This window comes from Stenotrophomonas sp. Ste86, from assembly GCF_024519465.1.
Taxonomy (GTDB): Bacteria; Pseudomonadota; Gammaproteobacteria; order Xanthomonadales; family Xanthomonadaceae; genus Stenotrophomonas.
In genome coordinates, this window is record NZ_JALJRW010000026.1 from 24,092 (window position 1) to 44,140 (window position 20,049).

The 20,049-nt window shown below is 67.1% G+C and carries 18 protein-coding genes; 14 read left to right on the plus strand and 4 right to left on the minus strand.

What is annotated here, in order from left to right; translation table 11 throughout:
• Nucleotides 1-92 precede the first annotated feature (92 nt).
• From NR101_RS17055 to rnt, 14 genes are all read left to right on the plus strand, one after another.
• On the plus strand, nt 93-536 hold the full coding sequence (locus NR101_RS17055; protein WP_256777393.1) for a MarR family transcriptional regulator: 444 nt from the start codon (nt 93-95) through the stop codon (nt 534-536).
• Nucleotides 533-2,026 carry an efflux transporter outer membrane subunit gene (locus tag NR101_RS17060; RefSeq protein WP_256777389.1) on the plus strand — a complete coding sequence of 498 codons (1,494 nt, stop codon included), beginning with the start codon at nt 533-535 and terminating at the stop codon, nt 2,024-2,026. Before NR101_RS17055 ends, NR101_RS17060 begins: the two co-directional genes overlap by 4 nt.
• A 10-nt stretch (nt 2,027-2,036) precedes the next feature.
• Complete coding sequence (gene emrA, locus NR101_RS17065; protein WP_256777390.1) at nt 2,037-3,218, plus strand: multidrug efflux MFS transporter periplasmic adaptor subunit EmrA; 1,182 nt, start codon at nt 2,037-2,039, stop codon at nt 3,216-3,218.
• Between the two features lie 7 nt (nt 3,219-3,225).
• Entirely contained in the window at nt 3,226-4,812 is a 1,587-nt protein-coding gene (gene emrB / locus NR101_RS17070; protein ID WP_256777391.1) for a multidrug efflux MFS transporter permease subunit EmrB, read from the plus strand.
• Nucleotides 4,813-5,874: 1,062 nt separating this feature from the next.
• Nucleotides 5,875-6,966, plus strand: a complete 1,092-nt coding sequence (pstS, locus tag NR101_RS17075) for a phosphate ABC transporter substrate-binding protein PstS (RefSeq protein ID WP_256777416.1) — start codon at nt 5,875-5,877, stop codon at nt 6,964-6,966.
• 134 nt (nt 6,967-7,100) lie between these two features.
• Nucleotides 7,101-8,069, plus strand: a complete 969-nt coding sequence (pstC, locus tag NR101_RS17080) for a phosphate ABC transporter permease subunit PstC (RefSeq protein ID WP_256777417.1) — start codon at nt 7,101-7,103, stop codon at nt 8,067-8,069.
• On the plus strand, nt 8,069-8,935 hold the full coding sequence (gene pstA, locus NR101_RS17085) for a phosphate ABC transporter permease PstA (protein WP_256777418.1): 867 nt from the start codon (nt 8,069-8,071) through the stop codon (nt 8,933-8,935). Before pstC ends, pstA begins: the two co-directional genes overlap by 1 nt.
• A gap of 19 nt (nt 8,936-8,954) precedes the next feature.
• A complete protein-coding gene (gene pstB / locus NR101_RS17090) occupies nt 8,955-9,785 on the plus strand; it encodes a phosphate ABC transporter ATP-binding protein PstB (RefSeq protein ID WP_256777419.1) in 831 nt (276 codons plus the stop codon).
• A 35-nt stretch (nt 9,786-9,820) separates the two neighbouring features.
• Nucleotides 9,821-10,528, plus strand: a complete 708-nt coding sequence (phoU, locus tag NR101_RS17095) for a phosphate signaling complex protein PhoU (protein WP_256777420.1) — start codon at nt 9,821-9,823, stop codon at nt 10,526-10,528.
• Between the two features lie 669 nt (nt 10,529-11,197).
• A complete protein-coding gene (locus NR101_RS17100; RefSeq protein ID WP_256777421.1) occupies nt 11,198-11,575 on the plus strand; it encodes a hypothetical protein in 378 nt (125 codons plus the stop codon).
• Between the two features lie 16 nt (nt 11,576-11,591).
• Entirely contained in the window at nt 11,592-12,434 is an 843-nt protein-coding gene (locus NR101_RS17105) for a DUF692 domain-containing protein (RefSeq protein WP_256777434.1), read from the plus strand.
• The gene (locus tag NR101_RS17110) at nt 12,427-13,182 is read left to right on the plus strand and encodes a putative DNA-binding domain-containing protein (protein ID WP_256777422.1); all 756 of its coding nucleotides are present in this window, start codon (nt 12,427-12,429) and stop codon (nt 13,180-13,182) included. Before NR101_RS17105 ends, NR101_RS17110 begins: the two co-directional genes overlap by 8 nt.
• Nucleotides 13,183-13,205: 23 nt before the next feature.
• On the plus strand, nt 13,206-13,715 hold the full coding sequence (locus NR101_RS17115; RefSeq protein WP_256777423.1) for a DoxX family protein: 510 nt from the start codon (nt 13,206-13,208) through the stop codon (nt 13,713-13,715).
• A gap of 106 nt (nt 13,716-13,821) precedes the next feature.
• A complete protein-coding gene (gene rnt, locus NR101_RS17120; protein WP_256777435.1) occupies nt 13,822-14,409 on the plus strand; it encodes a ribonuclease T in 588 nt (195 codons plus the stop codon).
• 76 nt (nt 14,410-14,485) lie between these two features.
• Here the strand turns inward: rnt and NR101_RS17125 are convergent, their stop codons facing one another.
• The 4 genes from NR101_RS17125 to NR101_RS17140 all read right to left on the minus strand — a co-directional run bounded on the left by NR101_RS17125 (nt 14,486) and on the right by NR101_RS17140 (nt 20,026).
• On the minus strand, nt 14,486-14,650 hold the full coding sequence (locus NR101_RS17125; RefSeq protein WP_256777424.1) for a hypothetical protein: 165 nt from the start codon (nt 14,648-14,650) through the stop codon (nt 14,486-14,488).
• Nucleotides 14,651-14,720: 70 nt separating this feature from the next.
• Nucleotides 14,721-17,744, minus strand: coding sequence for a ligand-binding sensor domain-containing diguanylate cyclase (locus NR101_RS17130; protein ID WP_256777425.1), 3,024 nt, complete (start codon nt 17,742-17,744; stop codon nt 14,721-14,723).
• A 153-nt stretch (nt 17,745-17,897) separates the two neighbouring features.
• The gene (locus NR101_RS17135) at nt 17,898-19,301 is read right to left on the minus strand and encodes an ATP-binding protein (RefSeq protein ID WP_256777426.1); all 1,404 of its coding nucleotides are present in this window, start codon (nt 19,299-19,301) and stop codon (nt 17,898-17,900) included.
• Nucleotides 19,298-20,026, minus strand: a complete 729-nt coding sequence (locus tag NR101_RS17140) for a response regulator transcription factor (RefSeq protein ID WP_256777427.1) — start codon at nt 20,024-20,026, stop codon at nt 19,298-19,300. Before NR101_RS17140 ends, NR101_RS17135 begins: the two co-directional genes overlap by 4 nt.
• Nucleotides 20,027-20,049: the final 23 nt, after the last annotated feature.

The following is a 20,049-nucleotide window of genomic DNA, read 5'->3' on the forward strand; positions in this document are numbered from 1 at the left end:
TCAGCGTTCTGTTTGGTGCAACACAGTATTTTGTTCCAGATTGAATAGTTCCATTGAGAAATATATCTTCTGGAAGTAAAGTGCGCCGCATGATGATCTGTCCTGAAGCCACTCCCCCCAGCTTCGGCCTGTTGTTGCGCCAGGTGCGCGACGGCCTGGTCCGTCAGCTCGACACGTCGATGGCTGAGGAAAACCTCGGCATTGGTTTTACCCACTACCTCGGATTGAAGGTGCTCTCGGTCAAGGCCCCGTGCACCGCCAACGAGTTGGCCCAGGCCCTGGACCAGGTGCCCAGCGCGGTGACCCGCCTGCTGGACAAGCTGGAAGCAATGGGCTGTGTGCGGCGCGAGCCGCATGCCCAGGACCGGCGTGCGTTGCAGATCGTATTGACTGATGAAGGCCGCCAACTGTGGGCCCGGCTGAAGCAGCGCGGCGACCAGACCATCGACGACGCAATGCGCGATCTGTCCACGGACGAGCGCGCCCACCTGCTTTCCCTCATGACCCGTGTACGTGACTCCTTGATTACGCCATGACCTCCTTCCCTGATCGCACTATTTCACTGCGCCCGTTGCGGCCGGTGCTGCTGTCCGTGCTGGCGCTTGCGCTGGCCGCGTGTGCCAGCAGCCGCGGCCTGGCGCCGCACGGCCGGCTGCTCGACCCCGACAGCCTGCAGACCCAGCGCACCCTGGCCGCCAGCGGGCTGAGCCAGCCCGGTTGGCCCGCCACCGACTGGTGGCGCGCGCTGGGTGATCCCCAGCTCGATGCACTGATCGCCGAAGGCCTGCAGCGCAATCCCGGGCTGGATGCGGCCGATGCCCGCCTGCGCCAGGCCCGCGCGCAGATCGGTACCGCCCATGCCGACCGCCTGCCCAAGCTGTCCGCCTCCGGCGGCTACACCGGCGTGCGCCTGCCCGAATCCATGGTCGGCGACGAGCTGGGTGGCAGTTATGCCGGCAGCGGCCAGGCCTATTTGAGCTTCAGCTACGGCATCGACCTGTGGGGCGGCAAGCGCGCCGCCTGGGAAGCGGCCGTGGACAGCGGGCATGCCGCCGAAGTGGATGCCCAGGCTGCGCGCCTGAACCTGTCGGCGGCCATCGCCGAAGCCTACGCACAGCTGGGTTATGCGTGGACGCTGCACGATGTGGCCAGCGAAGAACTGGCGCGCTCGCAGAAGACCCTGGACCTGACCCGGCAACGGCGTACCGCCGGCATCGACAGCGACCTCCAGACCCGCCAGGCCGAAGCCCGGATCCCGGCCGCGCAGCAGCAACGGCAGGCCGCGCAGCAGCAGATCGACGAGGCCCGCACCGCGCTGGCCGCGCTGGTCGGGCAGGGCCCGGACCGCGGCCTGCAGATCGTGCGCCCGCAGATGCTCAATCCGCTGGCACTGCAGCTGCCGGGCGTGCTGCCCAGCGAACTGCTCGGGCGTCGCCCGGATATCGTCGCCGCGCGCTGGCGGGTGGAAGCGGCCGGTCGCGAGATCCACGCGGCCAAGGCGCAGTTCTATCCCAGCCTCAACCTGACCGCGCTCGGCGGGGTCGTGTCCAGTGAAGTGGACCAGCTGCTCAAGAGCGGTTCGACCTTCGCCTTCCTCGGCCCGGCGCTGAGCCTGCCGATCTTCGACGGTGGCCGCCTGCGTGCCAACCTGGACAAGACCGACGCCCAGTACGACCTGGCCGTGGCCGACTACAACCAGTCGGTGGTCAATGCACTGCGCGATGTGGCCGACCAGGTCAACGCGGTGCGCTCGCTGGCCGACCAGGCTGCTGCGCAGGCCCAGGCGGTAAGCACCGCACGTGCCGCCCATGACCTGGCCGACCAGCGTTACCGCGCCGGCATCGGCAGCTACCTGGACGTGCTCAGTGTCGAAGAGCAGTTGCTGGCCTCCCAGCAGCGACTGGCCGAGCTGCAGTCGCGTCAGATCCTTGTTTCGGTGCGACTGAGCCAGGCACTGGGCGGCGGCTTTACGCCGTCCAGCGACGCTGCCCCGGTTGCCGCCACCCCCGATTCCACGCATTCCTGAGACACATCCCATGAGCCAGACATCCGCTCCCGCTGCCGCCCCGGCAGCTCCGTCCCGTCGCGGCAAGCTGCTGCGCGGCCTGTTGGTCATCGTGGTGCTGCTGCTGGCCGCGCTGGCCCTGTGGTACTTCATGTTCGGCCGCTGGTTCGAAGATACCGACGATGCCTACGTGCAGGGCAACCAGGTGCAGATCACCCCGCTGGTGAGCGGCACCGTGGTGGCGATCAACGCCGATGACGGCATGCGCGTCGAACGTGGCCAGTTGCTGGTGCAGTTGGACCCGGCCGATACCGAGGTGGCACTGCAGCAGGCCGAAGCCAACCTGGCCAAGACCGTCCGCCAGACGCGCGGCCTCTACCGCAGCGTGGAAGGCGCGCAGGCGGATTTGAACGCGCGCCAGGTGACCTTGAAGCGGGTCCGCGAGGACTTCAACCGCCGCAAGGGGCTGGCCGCCACCGGTGCGATTTCCAACGAAGAACTGGCCCACGCCCGCGACGAGCTGGCCGGCGCCGAAGCGGCCGTGGCCGGTTCGCGCGAAACCTTCGAGCGCAGCAATGCGCTGGTCGATGACACCGTGATCGCTACCCAGCCGGACGTGCAGGCTGCCGCCGCGCAGCTGCGTCAGGCATTCCTCAACAACGCCCGCGCCGGCATCGTCGCGCCGGTCAGCGGCTATGTCGCCCGTCGCTCGGTGCAGGTCGGCCAGCGCGTGCAGCCGGGCACCGCGCTGATGGCGGTGGTGCCCACCGAACAGATGTGGGTGGAAGCCAACTTCAAGGAAACCCAGCTGCGCCACATGCGCCTGGGCCAGGAAGTGGAGCTGCGTTCGGACCTGTACGGCGGTGACGTCAAGTACAAGGGGCGCATCGATAGCCTGGGCCTGGGCACCGGTTCGGCGTTCTCGCTGCTGCCGGCGCAGAACGCCAGCGGCAACTGGATCAAGATCGTGCAGCGCGTTCCGGTGCGCATCGCCATCGATGCCAAGCAGCTGGCCGAGCATCCGCTGCGCATCGGTCTGTCGATCAAGGCCGAAGTGAGCCTGCGCGACCAGAAGGGCACCGTGCTGCCGACGCAGTTTGCCAAGGGCCAGGTGTTCGACACCGACGTCTACGCCAAGCAGCTGCACAGCGCCGATGACATGATCCATACGATCATCCAGGGCAACCTGCCGCAGCAGGCCAAGGCGAACTGAGGCCACCATGTCCGCACAAGCTCCCGCCGCGCCCGGCACCCCGGGCGCACCGTCGGCGCCCGGTGCGGCTGCCGGTTTCCTACCGCCCAGCGTCGCGCTGTGCACCGTCGGCCTGGCGATGGCCTCGTTCATGCAGGTGCTCGACACCACCATCGCCAACGTCTCGCTGCCCACCATCGCCGGCAACCTCGGCGCCAGTTCGCAGCAGGCCACCTGGGTCATCACTTCGTTCGCGGTCAGCACCGCGATCGCCCTGCCGCTGACCGGCTTCCTGAGCCGCCGCTTCGGCGAACGCAAGCTGTTCATCTGGGCGACGCTGGCCTTCGTGATCACCTCGCTGCTGTGCGGCCTGGCCCAGAGCATGGGCATGCTGGTGCTGTCGCGCGCGCTGCAGGGCTTCGTGGCCGGGCCGATGTATCCGATCACCCAGTCCTTGCTGGTGTCGATCTATCCACGCGAGAAACGTGGGCAGGCGCTGGCGCTGCTGGCGATGATCACGGTGGTGGCGCCGATCTGCGGCCCGATCCTGGGCGGCTGGATCACCGACAACTACAGTTGGGAATGGATCTTCCTGATCAACGTGCCGCTGGGCATCTTTGCGGCGATGGTGGTGGGCAGCCAGTTGAAGGGCCGCCCGGAGCAGATCGAGAAGCCGAAGATGGATTACGTCGGCCTGATCACCCTGGTGATCGGCGTGGGCGCACTGCAGCTGGTGCTCGACCTGGGCAACGACGAAGACTGGTTCTCCTCTCCCAAGATCGTGGTGCTGGCCTGTGTGGCGGTGGTGGCGTTGACGGTGTTCCTGATCTGGGAGCTGACCGACAAGGACCCGATCGTGGATCTGAAGCTGTTCCGGCACCGCAATTTCCGCGCCGGTACGCTGGCGATGGTGGTGGCGTATGCGGCCTTCTTCAGTGTGTCGCTGCTGATTCCGCAGTGGTTGCAGCGCGACATGGGTTACACGGCGATCTGGGCGGGCCTGGCGACGGCACCGATCGGCATCCTGCCGGTGATCATGACGCCGTTCGTGGGCAAATATGCGTCGCGTTTCGACATGCGGATGATCGCTTCGTTTGCGTTCGTGTTCCTGTCCTTCACCAGCTTCATGCGCTCGGGCTTCAACCTGCAGGTGGACTTCACCCACGTGGCGGGCGTGCAGTTGATCATGGGCATCGGCGTGGCATTGTTCTTCATGCCGGTGCTGCAGATTCTGCTGTCGGACCTGGACGGTCGCGAGATCGCGGCGGGTTCGGGTCTGGCAACGTTCCTGCGGACGCTGGGCGGCAGTTTCGCGGCATCGTTGACGACGTGGCTGTGGGCGCGCCGGACGCAGGTGCACCATGCGGATCTGACCGAGCACATTTCGGTCTATCAGCCGGGCATGCAGGATCAGGTGGCGGCGATGGGGCAGGGTGACGTGCAACATGGCGCGGCGGTACTGAACAACATGATCAACCACCAGGCGTCGCAGATGGGCTTCAACGACATCTTCTTCCTGCTGGGCTGGATCTTCCTGGCGATCATCGCCTTCCTGTGGCTGGCCAAGCCGCCGTTCGGTGCGGGCGCAGGTGCAGCGTCGGCCGGCGGGCATTGATCAGCGGGTGAGCTGATACGAAAAAACCCCGTCGGAAGGCGGGGTTTTTTTGTGGGCGTTTGTTTTTGCGCGCGAGGCGAAGGTGGAGCAGGGGCAGGGCAACGGCAGGGCAACGGCTGTGGGTGTGCGCCTCTACGGGCTTGGATGGGTACGGGTGGGTTGGCGGGACACGCCGTAAATCCATCCTTGGAGGCTCCCATGCGCCATCCATGGCGCATGACGGTCCCGCCAACCCACCCGTACCCATCCCAGACAGTTGGCTGGTGCGCAACGAACAGCCAACACCAATTCCACATCCACATCCACAACCGAAACCGAAACCAACCACACCCAAACCCACACCCACACCCACACCCACACCCACACCCACACCCACACCCACACCCACACCCACACCCACACCCACACCCACGAGCACCCACGAGCACCCACGAGCACACACGAGCACACACGAGCACACACGAGCACACACGAGCACAAAACGAGCACAAAACGAGCACACACGAGCACACACGAGCACAAAACGAGCACAAAACGAGCACGAGTTCTGCCGTGCTTGTCCTTCGCTCTTCTGCTTCTTCGATGGCCACCGGCCCACTGTCTGGGGCGGGGGTGTGTGGGTTCGCGGGACCGTCGTACGCCATGGATGGCGTACGCGAGCCTCCAGGGATGGATTCACGGCGTGTCCCGCGAACCCACACACCCCCGCCCAGCCAAGGCGTACCCAGCCCCCCGCATCCGCTTCCCGCTTCCCGCTTCCCGCTTCCTGCTTCCTGCTTCCTGCTTCCTGCTTCCTGCCTCAGGATTTTGGGCAACCCCAAACCCCAAAGGCCAACCCGGAACGTACTGGCTACCTGTCCCGCGAACCCCCACACCCCCGCCCAGCCAAGGCGCACCTGGCACCCCGTGCATCACGCTTTCCGCTCCAGGATTTTGGGGAAACCCAAGCCCCACAAGCCCTCCACGTGCCCCCGGTCACACCGTCATACGGCTGTAACAAAAACATCATTTCATAGCAGCGTCGCCGGAGAGACCGGCCCCTATCCCGCTACGGAGTGACGCATGAAACTGCACACGGCTGGCTTGACCGCCCTTTCCCTGGCCATCGCGCTGGGCCTTTCCGCCTGCAAGCCGGGCGCCGAAGGCCAGGCCGCCGCGCCGGCCACCGACGCACCCGCCGCAGCCCCGGCCGCCGGCGACAAGCTCACCGCCGAAATCTCCGGCGCCGGCGCGTCCTTCATCTTCCCGCTCGTATCCAAGTGGTCGGCCGACTACAACACCGCCACCGGCGCCAAAATCAACTACCAGTCCATCGGCTCCGGCGGCGGCATCGCCCAGATCAAGGCCGGCACCGTTGATTTCGGTTCCTCCGACAAGCCGCTGAGCAGCGAAGAGCTGGCCCAGGCCGGCCTCGGCCAGTTCCCCTCGGCCATTGGCGGCGTCGTCCCGGTCGTCAACATCGACGGCCTCGAAGCCGGCAAACTGCGCCTCAGCGGTGCCCTGCTCGCCGACATCTTCCTGGGCAAGGTCAAGACCTGGAACGACCCGGCCATCGTCGCCGCCAACCCGGGCGTCAAGCTGCCTGACGGCAAGATCACCCTGGTCCACCGTTCCGATGGCTCCGGCACCACCTTCAACTTCTCCAACTACCTCGCCAAGGTCAGCCCGGACTGGAAGAGCAAGGTCGGCGAAGGCACCTCGGTGCAGTGGCCCGATGGCGTGGGTGGCAAGGGCAACGAAGGCGTCGCCTCGTACGTGAAGCAGATCAAGGGCTCCATCGGCTACGTCGAACTGGCCTACGCGCTGCAGAACGGCATGCCGTACGCCTCCATGCAGAACGCCGCCGGCAACTGGGTGCAGCCCACCGCCGACACCTTCGCCGCCGCTGCCGCCAGTGCCGACTGGGCCAGCGCCAAGGACTTCAACCTGGTCATCACCAACGCCCCGGGCGACCAGGCGTGGCCGATCACCGCCACCAACTTCATGCTCATGCACAAGCAGCCCAAGGATGCCAAGCGCAGCAAGGAAACCCTGGCGTTCTTCAAGTGGGCCTTCGAAAACGGCCAGAAGCAGGCCAACGAACTGCACTACGTGCCGCTGCCGGCCGAACTGGTCACCCAGATCGAAACCTACTGGTCCACCGAGTTCAAGTGAAAAAGCCGGGCCCGCGTGCAGCGCGGGCCTGACCGGTCGTAGGGCCGGGCGCTGCCCGGCAGCACCACGCTACGAACGTGTTGCCGGGCAGCGCCCGGCACGACCTCTTCTCTTTCCGGGCCCACGCCTTTCCAATGAATGCCATCGCCCTGCCTGTACCCGCACCGTCCAACCGCGACCTGCGTGATGCCCGCAACGACCGCCTGTTCCGATGGGTGCTGATCGCCACCGTCATCCTGGTGCTGGTCGCACTGGCCTGCGCCGCGCTCTCCATGCTGTGGGGCGGCCGCCATGCCCTGCAGGAGCAGGGCCTGAGCTTCTTCTACTCGTCCGAATGGAATCCGGTCGAGAACAAATTCGGCGCCCTCGCCCCGATCTACGGCACCCTGGTCACCGCGCTGATCGCGATGGTCATCGCGGTACCGGTGAGCTTCGGCATCGCCTTCTTCCTCACCGAAGTCGCGCCGCGCTGGCTGCGTGGCCCGGTCGGTACCGCCATTGAACTGCTGGCCGGCATCCCCTCGATCATCTACGGCATGTGGGGCCTGTTCGTGCTGGTGCCGGTGATGACCGAATACATCACCCCGTTCCTCAACGACCACCTGGGCACGCTACCGATCATCGGCCCGCTGTTCCAGGGCCCGCCGCTGGGCATCGGCGTACTCACCGCCGGCTTCGTGCTGGCCATCATGGTCATCCCCTTCATTTCCTCGGTGATGCGCGAAGTGTTCCTCACCGTGCCTACCCGCCTGAAGGAATCGGCGTACGCGCTGGGCTCGACCAAGTGGGAAGTCAGCTGGGACATCGTGCTGCCCTACACCCGCTCGGCGGTGATCGGCGGCATCTTCCTCGGCCTGGGCCGCGCGCTTGGCGAAACCATGGCCGTGGCCTTCGTGATCGGCAACAGCGTGCGTCTGTCGCCGTCGCTGCTGGAGCCGGGCACCACCATCGCCGCGCTGATCGCCAACGACTTCGGTGAGGCCACCGAAACCTACCGCTCGGCACTGCTGCTGCTCGGCTTCGTGCTGTTCATCGTGACCTTCGTGGTGCTGGCCATTGCCCGCCTGATGCTGATGCGCCTGGCCCGCAAGGAGGGCAACTGATGTCCACCGCCAACGCCCAACCGCTGTACCTGCGCCGCCGCATCGTCAACGTCGTCGCGCTGCTCATGTCCTGCCTGACCGCACTGTTCGGCCTGTTCTTCCTCGGCTGGATCCTGCTCACGCTGGCCTCCAAGGGCCTGGCCGGGATCAACCTGGACCTGTTCACCAAAATGACACCGCCGCCGATGCAGGAAGGCGGCCTGGCCAATGCGTTCTTCGGCAGCGCGGTGATGTGTGGCCTGGCCATCGCCATCGGGACGCCGCTCGGCGTGCTGGCCGGCACCTGGCTGGCCGAGTACGGCAACTTCCGCAAGACCGGCACGGTGGTGCGATTCGTCAACGACATCCTGCTCTCGGCACCGTCCATCGTGCTGGGCCTGTTCGTCTACACCCTGTACGTGATGCAGACCGGCGGGCAGTTCTCGGCGTTTGCCGGTGCGCTGTCGCTGGCCTTCATCGTGCTGCCGGTGGTGGTGCGCACCACCGATGAAATGCTGCGCCTGGTGCCCTCGCAGATGCGCGAAGCGGCGCTGTCGCTGGGCATTCCGCAGTGGAAGGTGACCGTGCAGGTGCTGTACCGCAGCGCCGCGGCCGGCATCGTCACCGGCATCCTGCTGGCGCTGGCGCGCATCTCCGGTGAAACCGCGCCGCTGCTGTTCACCGCCTTCGGCAACCAGTACTGGAACAACAACGTGTTCCAGCCGATGGCCTCGGTACCGGTGGTGATGAACCAGTTCGCCGGCAGCCCATATGAATCCTGGCAGACGCTGGCCTGGGCCGGCGCGCTGGTGCTGACCGTGTTCGTGCTGCTGGTCAGCCTCTCCGCGCGCGGCATCCTGCTGCGCAACCGTATCTCCAATGACTGACCTCTCCGCGGACCTCGCCATGAATGATCTCTCCAACGCCGTGCCGATGCAGCGCATCGTGGTGCCGGCCTCGCATCAAAGCCTGCAGACCCCGGCGCCGATCAAGCTGGCCGCGCGTGGACTGGACTTCTACTACGACAAGTTCCACGCACTGAAGAACATCGCGTTGGAAATACCGGAAAAGCGCGTCACCGCGCTGATCGGCCCGTCCGGCTGCGGCAAGTCCACCCTGCTGCGCATCTTCAACCGCATCTACGCGCTGTACCCGAAGATGGAAGCGCGCGGCGAGGTGCTGCTGGACGGGGAGAACATCCTCTCGCCCAAGTACCCGATGAACCGCCTGCGCAGCAAGGTCGGCATGGTGTTCCAGAAGCCGGTGCCGTTCCCGATGACCATCTTCGAGAACGTCGCCTACGGCATCCGCCACCACGAAAAGCTGTCCAAGGCCGACATGACCGTGCGCGTCGAACAGGCACTGCGCCAGGGCGCGCTGTGGGACGAGGTCAAGGACAAGCTCAACCAGAGCGCGCTGGGCCTGTCGGGTGGCCAGCAGCAGCGCCTGTGCATCGCCCGCGCCGTGGCCCTGCGCCCGGACGTGCTGCTGCTCGACGAGCCGACCTCGGCGCTGGACCCGATCTCCACCAGCCGCATCGAGCAGCTGGTCGAAGAGCTCAAGCACGATTACACCATCGTCATCGTCACCCACAACATGCAGCAGGCCGCGCGCGTGTCCGACTACACCGCCTTCATGTACCTGGGCGACCTGATCGAACACGACCGCACCGAAGTGATCTTCTCGCAGCCCAACAAGCAGCAGACCGAAGACTACATCACCGGCCGCTTCGGCTGATCCTGGCCCGCCCACGAACCTCTGGATAGAACCGCATGAGCATTCCCAACGACCACATCGTCAAGAGCTACGACGAAGAGCAGCAACGCCTGGTGGCCGAGATCGTGCGCATGGGCGAGATGGCCGTCGCCCAGCTCGAGGCGTCCATGGACGTCATCGAGAAGCGCGACGACCACGCCGCCCATCGCATCATCGCCAACGATGAAGCGATCGACGCACTGGAACAGCAGATCAGCCACGACGTGATGCGCCTGGCGCTGCGTGGCCCGATGGCCCGCGACCTGCGCGAGATCCTCGCCGGCCTGCGCATCCCGGCCGATATCGAGCGTATCGGCGACTACGCCGCCAACGTGGCCAAGCGCTCGATCGCGCTGAGCAAGGTGCCGCCGCTGCCGCAGATCGAAGGCCTGCGCTCGCTTGGCCGGCTGGCCGCCGAGCAGGTTCGCCGCGCCATCCAGGCCTACCGCGACAACGACGCCGCCGCTGCCCTGACGCTGCGCGATGACGACGCGCGCCTGGACGCGCAGTACACCGCGCTGTTCCGCGAGCTGCTGACCTACATGATGGAAGACCCGCGCAACATCACCCCGTGCACGCACCTGCTGTTCATGGCCAAGAACCTGGAACGGGTGGGCGACCATGCCACCAACATCGCCGAGAACGTCTGGTTCCTGGTACACGGCGAACAGGTCCTGCCGCCGCGCGAAAAGCGCGACGAAACCAGCAGCACCGATCACGTCTGAGTTCCCCCGCTGCAACAAAAGCAAAAGCCGCTGCCTTCGGGTGGCGGCTTTTTTTTGCTTTTCTCCCCTATGCGGAGCAAGCAGAAGCGTGTTTTGACCCTTTCCGGGCGCGGCAGTCGGTGGATCGGGCGCTGGGCAAAATATAGGAGGAGGCCGCCACGCGGCCAGGGGACATTTGCGCCAGGGGCCTGCCGACCGCCACGGGGCTATCACGCGCGCGACAGACCCGAGCGAAGACACAGCCCGATACACGCGCCGCGGGCACTGCCCGTCCACACGCGTAGCGTCGTCCTCAGGCTGCGACGGCCCTGCACCAAGATGCTCCCCTCAGAAGGGAGAAGCACCTTTATGGGTCGTTCTCCCGTCCAGATGGCAAGCATGAAGCGCGCCCTGCACCTTCCCGCCAGAGTCTTTGGAACAGCACGGTTCCCTGCCGGGGGAGAACAACCTTGTTTCTCGCGGAAGGCAGAATGCTGCTGGTGGTCCCTTCAGCGCGTACCGGTTCACGGGCGGCATCGCAGGCTGCGCCTTCGGCAACAAATTGTATTCACCGATTGTTTAACTGCATGGGAGGATTCGTTGAGGGTTCGCAGGACATGATCCATCCAGGCGCTGCACCTGCGGCTCCATTCCGGGCCACTGGCTCACCACCAAAGGAGTTCCGTTTCGATGACCAAATCCACCCGTTCGATGTCCCTGCTGGCCGCTACCGCGTTGGCCGCTGGCCTGGGCGCCACTGCATCAGCGTCCGCGTTGAGCATGACCGACCTGGCCCAGGGCTACCTCGTTGCCGGCCAGGCCGCGACCAAGGCCGCCGAAGGAAAGTGCGGTGAAGGCAAGTGTGGCGCCCATGGCGACAAGACCGGCACCCAGGCCGCTGACAAAACGGCCACCGCAACCGGCGCCAAGGCCGCCGAAGGCAAGTGTGGCGAAGGCAAGTGCGGCGCCGACAAGGGCAAGGGCACCGAGGCCAAGACCAAAGCCGCCGGCGACAAGAAGGCCGCGGAAGGCAAGTGCGGCGAAGGCAAGTGCGGTGCCAGGCACTGACCCCATCGCCCCGGGCATGCACCGGTCGCCGCTGCCTGCGGCGGCGACCGGGCTGGGCCTGCGCCGCGCACTGCTGCAGACCCTGCGTGATGCCCCGGCCGGCGACCTCGACTTCCTCGAATGCGCCCCGGAAAACTGGATCGGCGTGGGCGGCCCTGCCGGGGAGGCCCTGGCCGACCTCGCCCAGCGCTACCCGCTGAGCTGCCACGGCCTGTCCCTGTCGCTGGGCAGCACCGCGCCGCTGGACACCCGACTGCTTGCACAGGTGGGCCGGTTCCTCGACCAGCACCGGGTACCGCTGTACAGCGAGCACCTCAGCTACTGCAGCGACGATGGCCACCTTTACGACCTGCTGCCCATCCCCTTCACCGACGAAGCCGTGCACCACACCGCCGCACGCATCGCCCGCGTGCAGGATGTCCTGGGCCGGCGCATCGCGGTGGAAAACGTCTCCTATTACCTGGCGCCGGAACCGGCCATGGACGAACTGGCCTTCACCAACGCCGTGCTGGCCGAAGCCAATTGCGACCTGCTGCTGGACGTCAACAACGTCTACGTCAACGCCTGCAACCATGGCTACGACGCCGACGCGTTCATCGCCGGCCTGCCCGCCGAGCGCATCGTCTGCCTGCACGTGGCCGGCCACCTGGACGAAGCTGCGGACCTCAAGATAGACACCCACGGCAGCGCCGTGATCGATCCGGTCTGGGACCTGCTGGCCCGCACCTACGCGCGCATCGGTGCACGCCCCACCCTGCTCGAACGCGATTTCAACTTTCCGCCCTACCCCGAACTGCGCGACGAATTGCGCACCATCCGCCAGCTGATGGCCGCGCACGCAGGAGCCCACCATGAGTGACGCACCGGCCCGCCTGCACGCCCAACAGCGGGCACTCACCACCCACCTGCGCGACCCGGCACAGGTGGCTCCGCCCGCCGGGCTGGACGCACGGCGCTTGGCGGTCTACCGGCGGTTGGTGTTCAACAACCTGCTGGGCCTGCTGGGCACCGGCTTTCCGGTCTGCGTGCAGCTGCTGGGCGATCCCGAGTGGACCGTGCTGGTAAGGCGCTTCGTGGCCGAACACCGCGCGCAGACCCCGCTGTTTACTGAACTGGCCGCCGAGTTCGTGCAGTGGCTGCAGGTCCAGCCGACGCTGCCACACCCGGCGCTGGCCGAACTGGCGCACTACGAGTGGGTGGAAACCGCGTTGTACCAGCTCGATGCCCAGCCGCTGCCGGCCACGCCCGGGCTGGACCCGATGCACGTCCCCCTGCTGCGCTCGCCGTTGGCGTGGCCGCTGCTGTACCACTGGCCGGTGCACCGGCTGGGCAGCGACGACGCTCCCCACACACCAGGTGACGACCCCACCGGGCTGCTGGTGCGGCGTGACCCGGATGGGCAGGTGCGTTTTGCGACCATCAGCCCGATGGCCGCGCACTTGCTGGAACAGATCGGCCAGCAGCCCGGCCATGCCGGCACGTGGCACCTGCAGCAACTTGCACGCGCCCACGGCCTGCCCGCCGATGCGCTGCTCGCCCCCGGGTCAGCATTGCTGCACCAGTTCCAGGACAGCGGCGTGATCGGCCCGGCCCCTCCCGCTTCTTGATCCCCCAACCAAGGATTCCGTTGATGAAGACACCGTATCTGGCCGCCCTGCGCGGCCGGCTGGACCCGCTCGGCCCGTGGATTGCCCCGCTTGGCCTGCGCCTTCTGCTGGCTTGGGAGTATTTCGAATCCGGCCGCGAGAAACTGCACGGCAGCAACTGGTTCGGCGAGCTGCAGCAGGCGTTCCCGTTTCCCTTCGACCAGGTACCGGCCAGCGTCAACTGGCAGCTGGCCACGTGGTTCGAACTGGTGGGCGCGGCCTGCCTGCTGGTCGGCCTGGGCACGCGCATGGCCGCCAGCAGCCTGCTGGTTCTGACCGTGGTGGCCACCGCCGCCGTGCATTGGCCCATGCACTGGGACGGGCTGGGCGAGTTGGCCATGGGTTATGCCATTACCGACCAGGGCTTTGGCAACTTCAAGCTGCCCGTATTGTTTATGGCCATGCTGCTGCCGCTGGTCCTGCAAGGGGCCGGCCCGCTGAGCCTGGACCGGTTGCTGCAGCGCTGTCTGGCACGCACGCCTTCGCTGGCCTGAGCGCGGGGGGCGTACAGTCCCCCTCTGCTAGAATCGCCGCATGACAGATGCCGCCTTGCCCCCCACCGCCGCTCCGGCGCCTGCTGCCCCGGCAGTGAACCTGGCCATGTCCCAGCGCTTCCGCGGCTTCCTGCCGGTAGTGATCGACGTGGAGACCGGTGGCTTCGACTGCAACCGCAATGCGCTGCTCGAAATCGCCGCCGTGCCGATCGAAATGGACGACAACGGCCTGCTCTACCCCGGCCAGACCGCCAGCGCCCACGTGATTCCGGCCGAAGGGCTGGAGATCGACCCGAAGTCGCTGGAGATCACCGGCATCATCCTGGACCACCCGTTCCGCCTGGCCAAATCCGAAAAGGACGCGCTGGACCACATCTTCGCCCCGGTCCGCGCGGCAGTGAAGAAATACGGCTGCCAGCGCGCGATCCTGGTCGGCCACAACGCGCACTTCGACCTCGGCTTCGTCAATGCCGCGGTCAACCGCGTGGGCCACAAGCGCAATCCGTTCCATCCCTTCAGCGTGTTCGACACCGTCACCATGGCCGGCATCGCCTATGGCCAGACCGTGCTCGCGCGTGCGGCCGCCGCCGCAGGCCTGGGCTGGGACGCCGACGAAGCACACAGCGCGGTGTACGACACCGAGCAGACCGCCAAGCTGTTTTGCACCATCGCCAACGCGTGGCCGCGACCGTAGAGCCGACCGTTGGTCGGCTGCTCTCAAGCGCGGCACATACCCCCCGAAGGTAGAGCCGACCGTTGGTCGGCTGCTCTCAAGCGCCAACCGCCTGCACACCACCCATCGCGTGCAGCCGACCAACGGTCGGCTCTACCGAGGTGTCGATCATCGCGTGCAGCCGACCAACGGTCGGCTCTACCGGGGTGTCGATCATCGCGCGCAGCCGACCAACGGTCGGCTCTACCGATGTGTCGATCATCGCGTGCAGCCGACCAACGGTCGGCTCTACCGGGTGTCGATCATCGCGTGCAGCCGACCAACGGTCGGCTCTACCCGATCGCGGTGCGGTCGCGCCCCTCGCTCTTGGCCCGGTACAACGCGCGATCGGCGCGCTGATACAGCAGCATCGGGGTGCGGTCGGCCGCATCCAGCTCGACCAGGCCGGCACTGAAGGTCACCTTCAGGCCGGGCACGCCGGCCCAGTCCGGATGGTCATGGAACAGCCCGCGCAGGCGTGCGCAGACCTGCGCCGCTTCGGCCAGCCGGGTGTCATTGAGCAGCAGGGTGAACTCTTCGCCGCCGGTACGCGCCGGCATGTCCGAGTCGCGGCAGGCCGAGGCGATCACCCGCGCCACTTCCACCAGCACCAGGTCGCCGACGCTGTGGCTGTGCTGGTCGTTGACCTCCTTGAAGTGGTCGATGTCCAGGACCACCAGGCACAACGGATGGCCGCTGCGCTGGGAGCGAGCGAAATCGCGCGCCAGCGCTTCGTCGAACGCGCGCCGGTTGGGCAGCCCGGTCAACGCATCCTCGCGCGCCTGCCGCCCGAACTGCTCGGCCTGCACTGCCAGCCGGTCGGCCAGCTCGGTTTTTTCCTGGTTCAAGGCCTGCAGGTTGACCGTCTGCGCCTGCAGGTCGCGGGTGGCCTCGTCGACCATCCGCGCCAGGCGGATATTGCTGGCCTTGTAGCGGTTGATCAGATAGCGGTACAGCGCGATCAGCCCGGCCACCAACAGCAGCACGCCGATCAGCTGCACCGTGCGCCGCTGCCACAGGAACGGTTCAACGGTGAACTCCCATACTGCCTCGCTGTCGCTCCAGCTGCCGCCGGGATGCGCCGCGGACACGTGCAGGGTGTAGTTGCCCGGCGGCAGGCCGACGAATTCGACGCTGCGCTGCTGGCCGCGTTCGATCCAGCCATTGTCCAGCCCGGTCAGCTTGGTGCGGTAACGGATCCGCTCGGACATCAGGTAGCTCAAGCCCACATAGCTCACGCTGAGTCGACGCCCGCCGGGGATGCTGTTGTGGTCGCTGCCCTGCCAGTGCAGCGGCTTGCCATCGACCAGTACGTTCTCGATCACCGCCGGGGGTGCCAGCCGCTCGCGGAAGCGCTGCAGACGCAGCGGGTCGACGGTGCTCAGGCCGCCGGCGGTGACCACCCAGAACGTGCCGTCCTGGCGCAGGATCGCCGACGGCCCGGAGCTGCCGTTGGCCTGCGAGTTGGCCATGCCATCGATCTCGTTGTAATGCTCGACCTCGATCCGCTGGGCACGGCCATCGGCGACCTGGTTGAGCATGGCCATGTCGGTGCGCAGGACCCCGCGGTTGCTGCTGATCCAGACGTTGCCGACCCGGTCGGGCACCAGTTGGAACACCGTGTCCACCGGCATGCCCTGCTCCAACCCGACCCGCGCCAGCGTGCCGTCCTCCCAGCGGTACAGGCCACGATCGCTGCTGATCCACATCGCATCGTCGATCTGCTGGAAGCCGAACACGCTGCGGCCACCGCCCAGCGGGGCCAGGTCGATGCTCTGCACGCGATCACCGCGCAGCACCTTGATCCCTTCGATGGTGCCGATCCACAACGCGCCATCGGCGTCGTGTGTCATCGCAGTGATCAGCCCACCGGGCATTCCGGGCATGTCGGGCACGTGCACGCCGTTGCCGTCGATCCGCACCACACCCTTCTGGGTACCGGCCCACACCGCGCCGGCGCGGTCCACGCTCATCGCGCGGATGTTGCCGCCCGGCAGCCCGTCGGCGGTGCCGTAGAACCGCCGCGTGCGGCCCTGTGCATCCAGCCGGAACACGCCATCGCCGAAGGTGCCTACCCACAGGTCGCCGTCATGGTCCTGGGCCAGGCTCAGCACCGAAGGCGTCTTGCCGCCGCTGTTGTGCAATGCAACCGGTACGAACCGGCCCTGCGCATCGCGACGGTCCAGGCCGTTGGCGCTGCCGATCCACAGTTGCCGATTCTGGTCTTCCAGCACCGTGCGTACGTAATCGCCACTGAGTCCATCGCGCTCGGTAAAGCTGCTGAACAAGGTTTCGCGCAGGCGGTACAAACCGCCGTTGGCGCCCACCCAGATGCTGCCCTCGGCATCTTCGCGCAGGCTGACCACCCGTCCGCCCGGCAGCGACAACCCGTTCGGCAGGCGCTCCAGCCCGTGCCGCGACAGCCGCAGCAGGCCCTGGTTCTCGGTACCCAGCCACAGGTCGCCATGTCGGTCCTGCAGCATCGCGGTGATATGCATCACCCCGGGCAGGCGGTGCTGCAACTGCGGCAGCCCATCCTGCATGCGGTAGACGCGCTCGCCGGCGACGATCCACATCACCCCGTCCGGGGCGCGGTATGGCCAGACCAGGCCACGGCCCAGCCCGAAACTCTCCGGCGCGCGCCGCAGCACGCCGTCGTTGTCGCGCACCACCAGCCCGTCCAGCGTGCCCACCCAGACCCGGTCCTGCGCGTCCACCACCAGCTTGGTGAAGCTCATCGCCATCGGCACGTCGGCCGGCGGCTTCTGGTACTGGAAGGTCCCGTCCGGGCCGAGGCTGCCGATGCCCTGGCCTTCATACAGCAGCCACAGCCGCCCATGGCTGTCCATCTGCATCGCCTGGATCAGCACCTCCGGCGCGCCCGGTGCGTGTTCGAACACCTGCCAGCGTCCATCCGCGCCACGCCGGGTGACGTTGCCGCGCGAGTCGCTGATCCACAGCGCACCGGCACGGTCGACGAACAGCGCGCCAACACCGTTGTCGCGCAGGCCCGGCTTGGTGCTGCGGTCGAACACGGTGAAATCCAGCCCGTTGTAGCGCACCAGGCCTTCCCAGGTGGCGAACCACAAATGCCCTTCCGGGGTCTGGGCGATGTCGCGCAGCGAGTTGTGCGGCAGGCCGTTGCGCGAGGTCCACACATCGGTGGCGTAATCGCGCAGCGGCGGGGGGCCGTCCTGCGCCGACAGCGGCCACGGCAGTGCGCAGCACAGGCACAGCCACAACAGGGCTGCGCCGAGACGCCGATGGACACTGCGTTGCACCGGCCGCCACCGGCTACCGCACCCCGCTTGGCTCATCCGTTAGGACCAGCCAGGAAACGGGCGGGAGGCCGTGCGACGGGCGGCGGTGCACTGGACTTGCAAGCGACGGGGAAAGGCGCGCTCATGCGAAAGTAAGCGGGTGGGGTTGCCCATAGTAGGCAAAACCACGCCGCTTTGTGTCGAGAGCGCTCAGCCCGGACGGCTGCCCGCCGCGCGCAGGCTCGCCGGCCACTCCACCACCGCCTCCAGCCCGCCCAGCGGATGGTTGCGCAGCGCCAGCCGCGCGCCATCCTTCTCGGCCAGCGCCCGCGCGATGGTCAGGCCCAGCCCGGCGCCGCCGGTTTCGCGCGAGCGCGAGGTCTCCAGCCGCACGAACGGGTCGAACACCGCCTCCAGCTCGTCGTCTGCCAGGCCGGGTCCCCGGTCGCGGATGCGCACCACCACCTTGTCCGCGTCCTGCTCCACGCTGACCCGCGCCGACTGGCCGTAGGTCACCGCGTTGTCCACCAGGTTGGAAAACAGCCGATGCATGGCCAGCGGCCGCAGCATCAACACCGCGCCGCTGGGCTCGTCGAAACGCACGTCGGCGCCGGCTTCCACGGCGTCTTCGACGATGCTCTCCAGCAGCGAATCCAGGTCCAGCGCTGCACGTTGCTCGGCACTTTCGGCACTGCGCGCCAGCTCCAGGCCCTCGCGGATCAGCGCCTGCATCGCGGCCAGATCGCCGATCAGGCGCTCGCGCAGGGCGTCATCGGTGACGTTCTCCAGGCGCAGGCGCAGCCGGGTGACCGGCGTCTGCAGGTCGTGGGTGATCGCCGCCAACATCTGGGTGCGCTCGCCGAGGTGCCGCTGCAGGCGTTTCTGCATCGCGTTGAAGGCTTCGGCGGCGCGCTTGACCTCCAGTGGCCCGGTCACCGGCATCGGCGCGCCCTGCAGGTCGTCGCCCAGCGCGGCGGCCGCCGAGGCAAGCCGCTGCAATGGCGCACTGGCCATCCGCGCAACCACGTAGGCCAGCACCGCGATGGCCATCACCAGCAGGGTCAGGAACAGCGGGTCCACCGCCAGGATGCCGTTGTGCGCCACCGCCGGCGAGTCCAGCGCCAGCTGCAGCGGCGTGCCATCGCTCAGGCGCAGCGCCACCATCCGGCACTTGGGCGGGATGAAGGCCGGATCGCGCTCGCGCGGTGGGCCGTTGCGCGGTTTCTTCGGGTGCGGCAGTTCGGGCAGACGCGGCAGGCACGAACGGAACGAGGTAAAGGCGACCTGGCTGCTCGACACCGGCCCCGGCCGGTCATCCAGGACCTCCATCAGCGCGGCATCCGGCGGACCTACCCGTGCGCCCGGCGGCAGCCGCCGCACGCTCGGACCACCGCTGTCGAGCAGCCGGTCGCGCAGCTCGGGATTGCCATCGAGCATGTTGACGAAGCCCTGCAGGCGGTCGGCGATGCGGTTGAGATTCTGCCGCTCGAACTCCTGCTGCCGCTTGGCACTGGCCAGCATGGTCGCGCCGATCGCCGCCACGCTCATGCCCAGCAGCAGGATCAGGAACAGGCGCCCGACCATCGAGGCGAAGAACCGGCCCAGGCGTTTCATTCCAGGGTAACTGCCGTGGCCAGCACATAGCCTTCGTTGCGCACGGTCTTGATCAGCCCATCGCTGCCACCGTCATCGGCCAGCTTGTTGCGCAGCCGGCTGACCTGCAGGTCGATCGCCCGATCCTGCGATTCATAGCTGCGGCCACTGCTCAGCGCCACCAGCTGTTCGCGCGAGAGGACCTTGTTGGCATGCCCGACAAACACCCGCAGCAAGCGGAACTCCGCCCCGGACAGCACCACCACGCGGCCATCGGGATCAAGCAGGTGGCGATGCTCCAGGTCGAAGATCCACTGCGAGAAGCGTGCCCGGCGGATCGCCAGCGGCTCCAGGTTGGCCGGCAGCGCTTCGGTACGGCGCAGCACGTTGCGGATGCGCGCCAGCAGCTCGCGCGGCTCGAACGGCTTGCCGAGGTAGTCGTCGGCGCCCATCTCCAGGCCCAGCACGCGGTCGATCGGCTCGCTGCGTGCGGTGAGCATGATCACCGGCGTGCTAGACCGCGCGCGCAGATCGCGACACAGGGTCAGGCCATCTTCGCGTGGCAGGTTGAGGTCGAGCACGATCAGGTCCACGTGCTCGCGCTCGAGGACCTGGCGCATGGCCTGTCCATCGCTGGCGGTACTGACCTGGTAGCCGGCGCGGCCGAGTTGTTCGGCCAGCAGCTGGCGGATGTCGTGGTCGTCGTCGACGATCAGCAGTCGATGCATCGGATTGGGAGTCTCCATGCGGCCATGATCCCCTGTCGGGA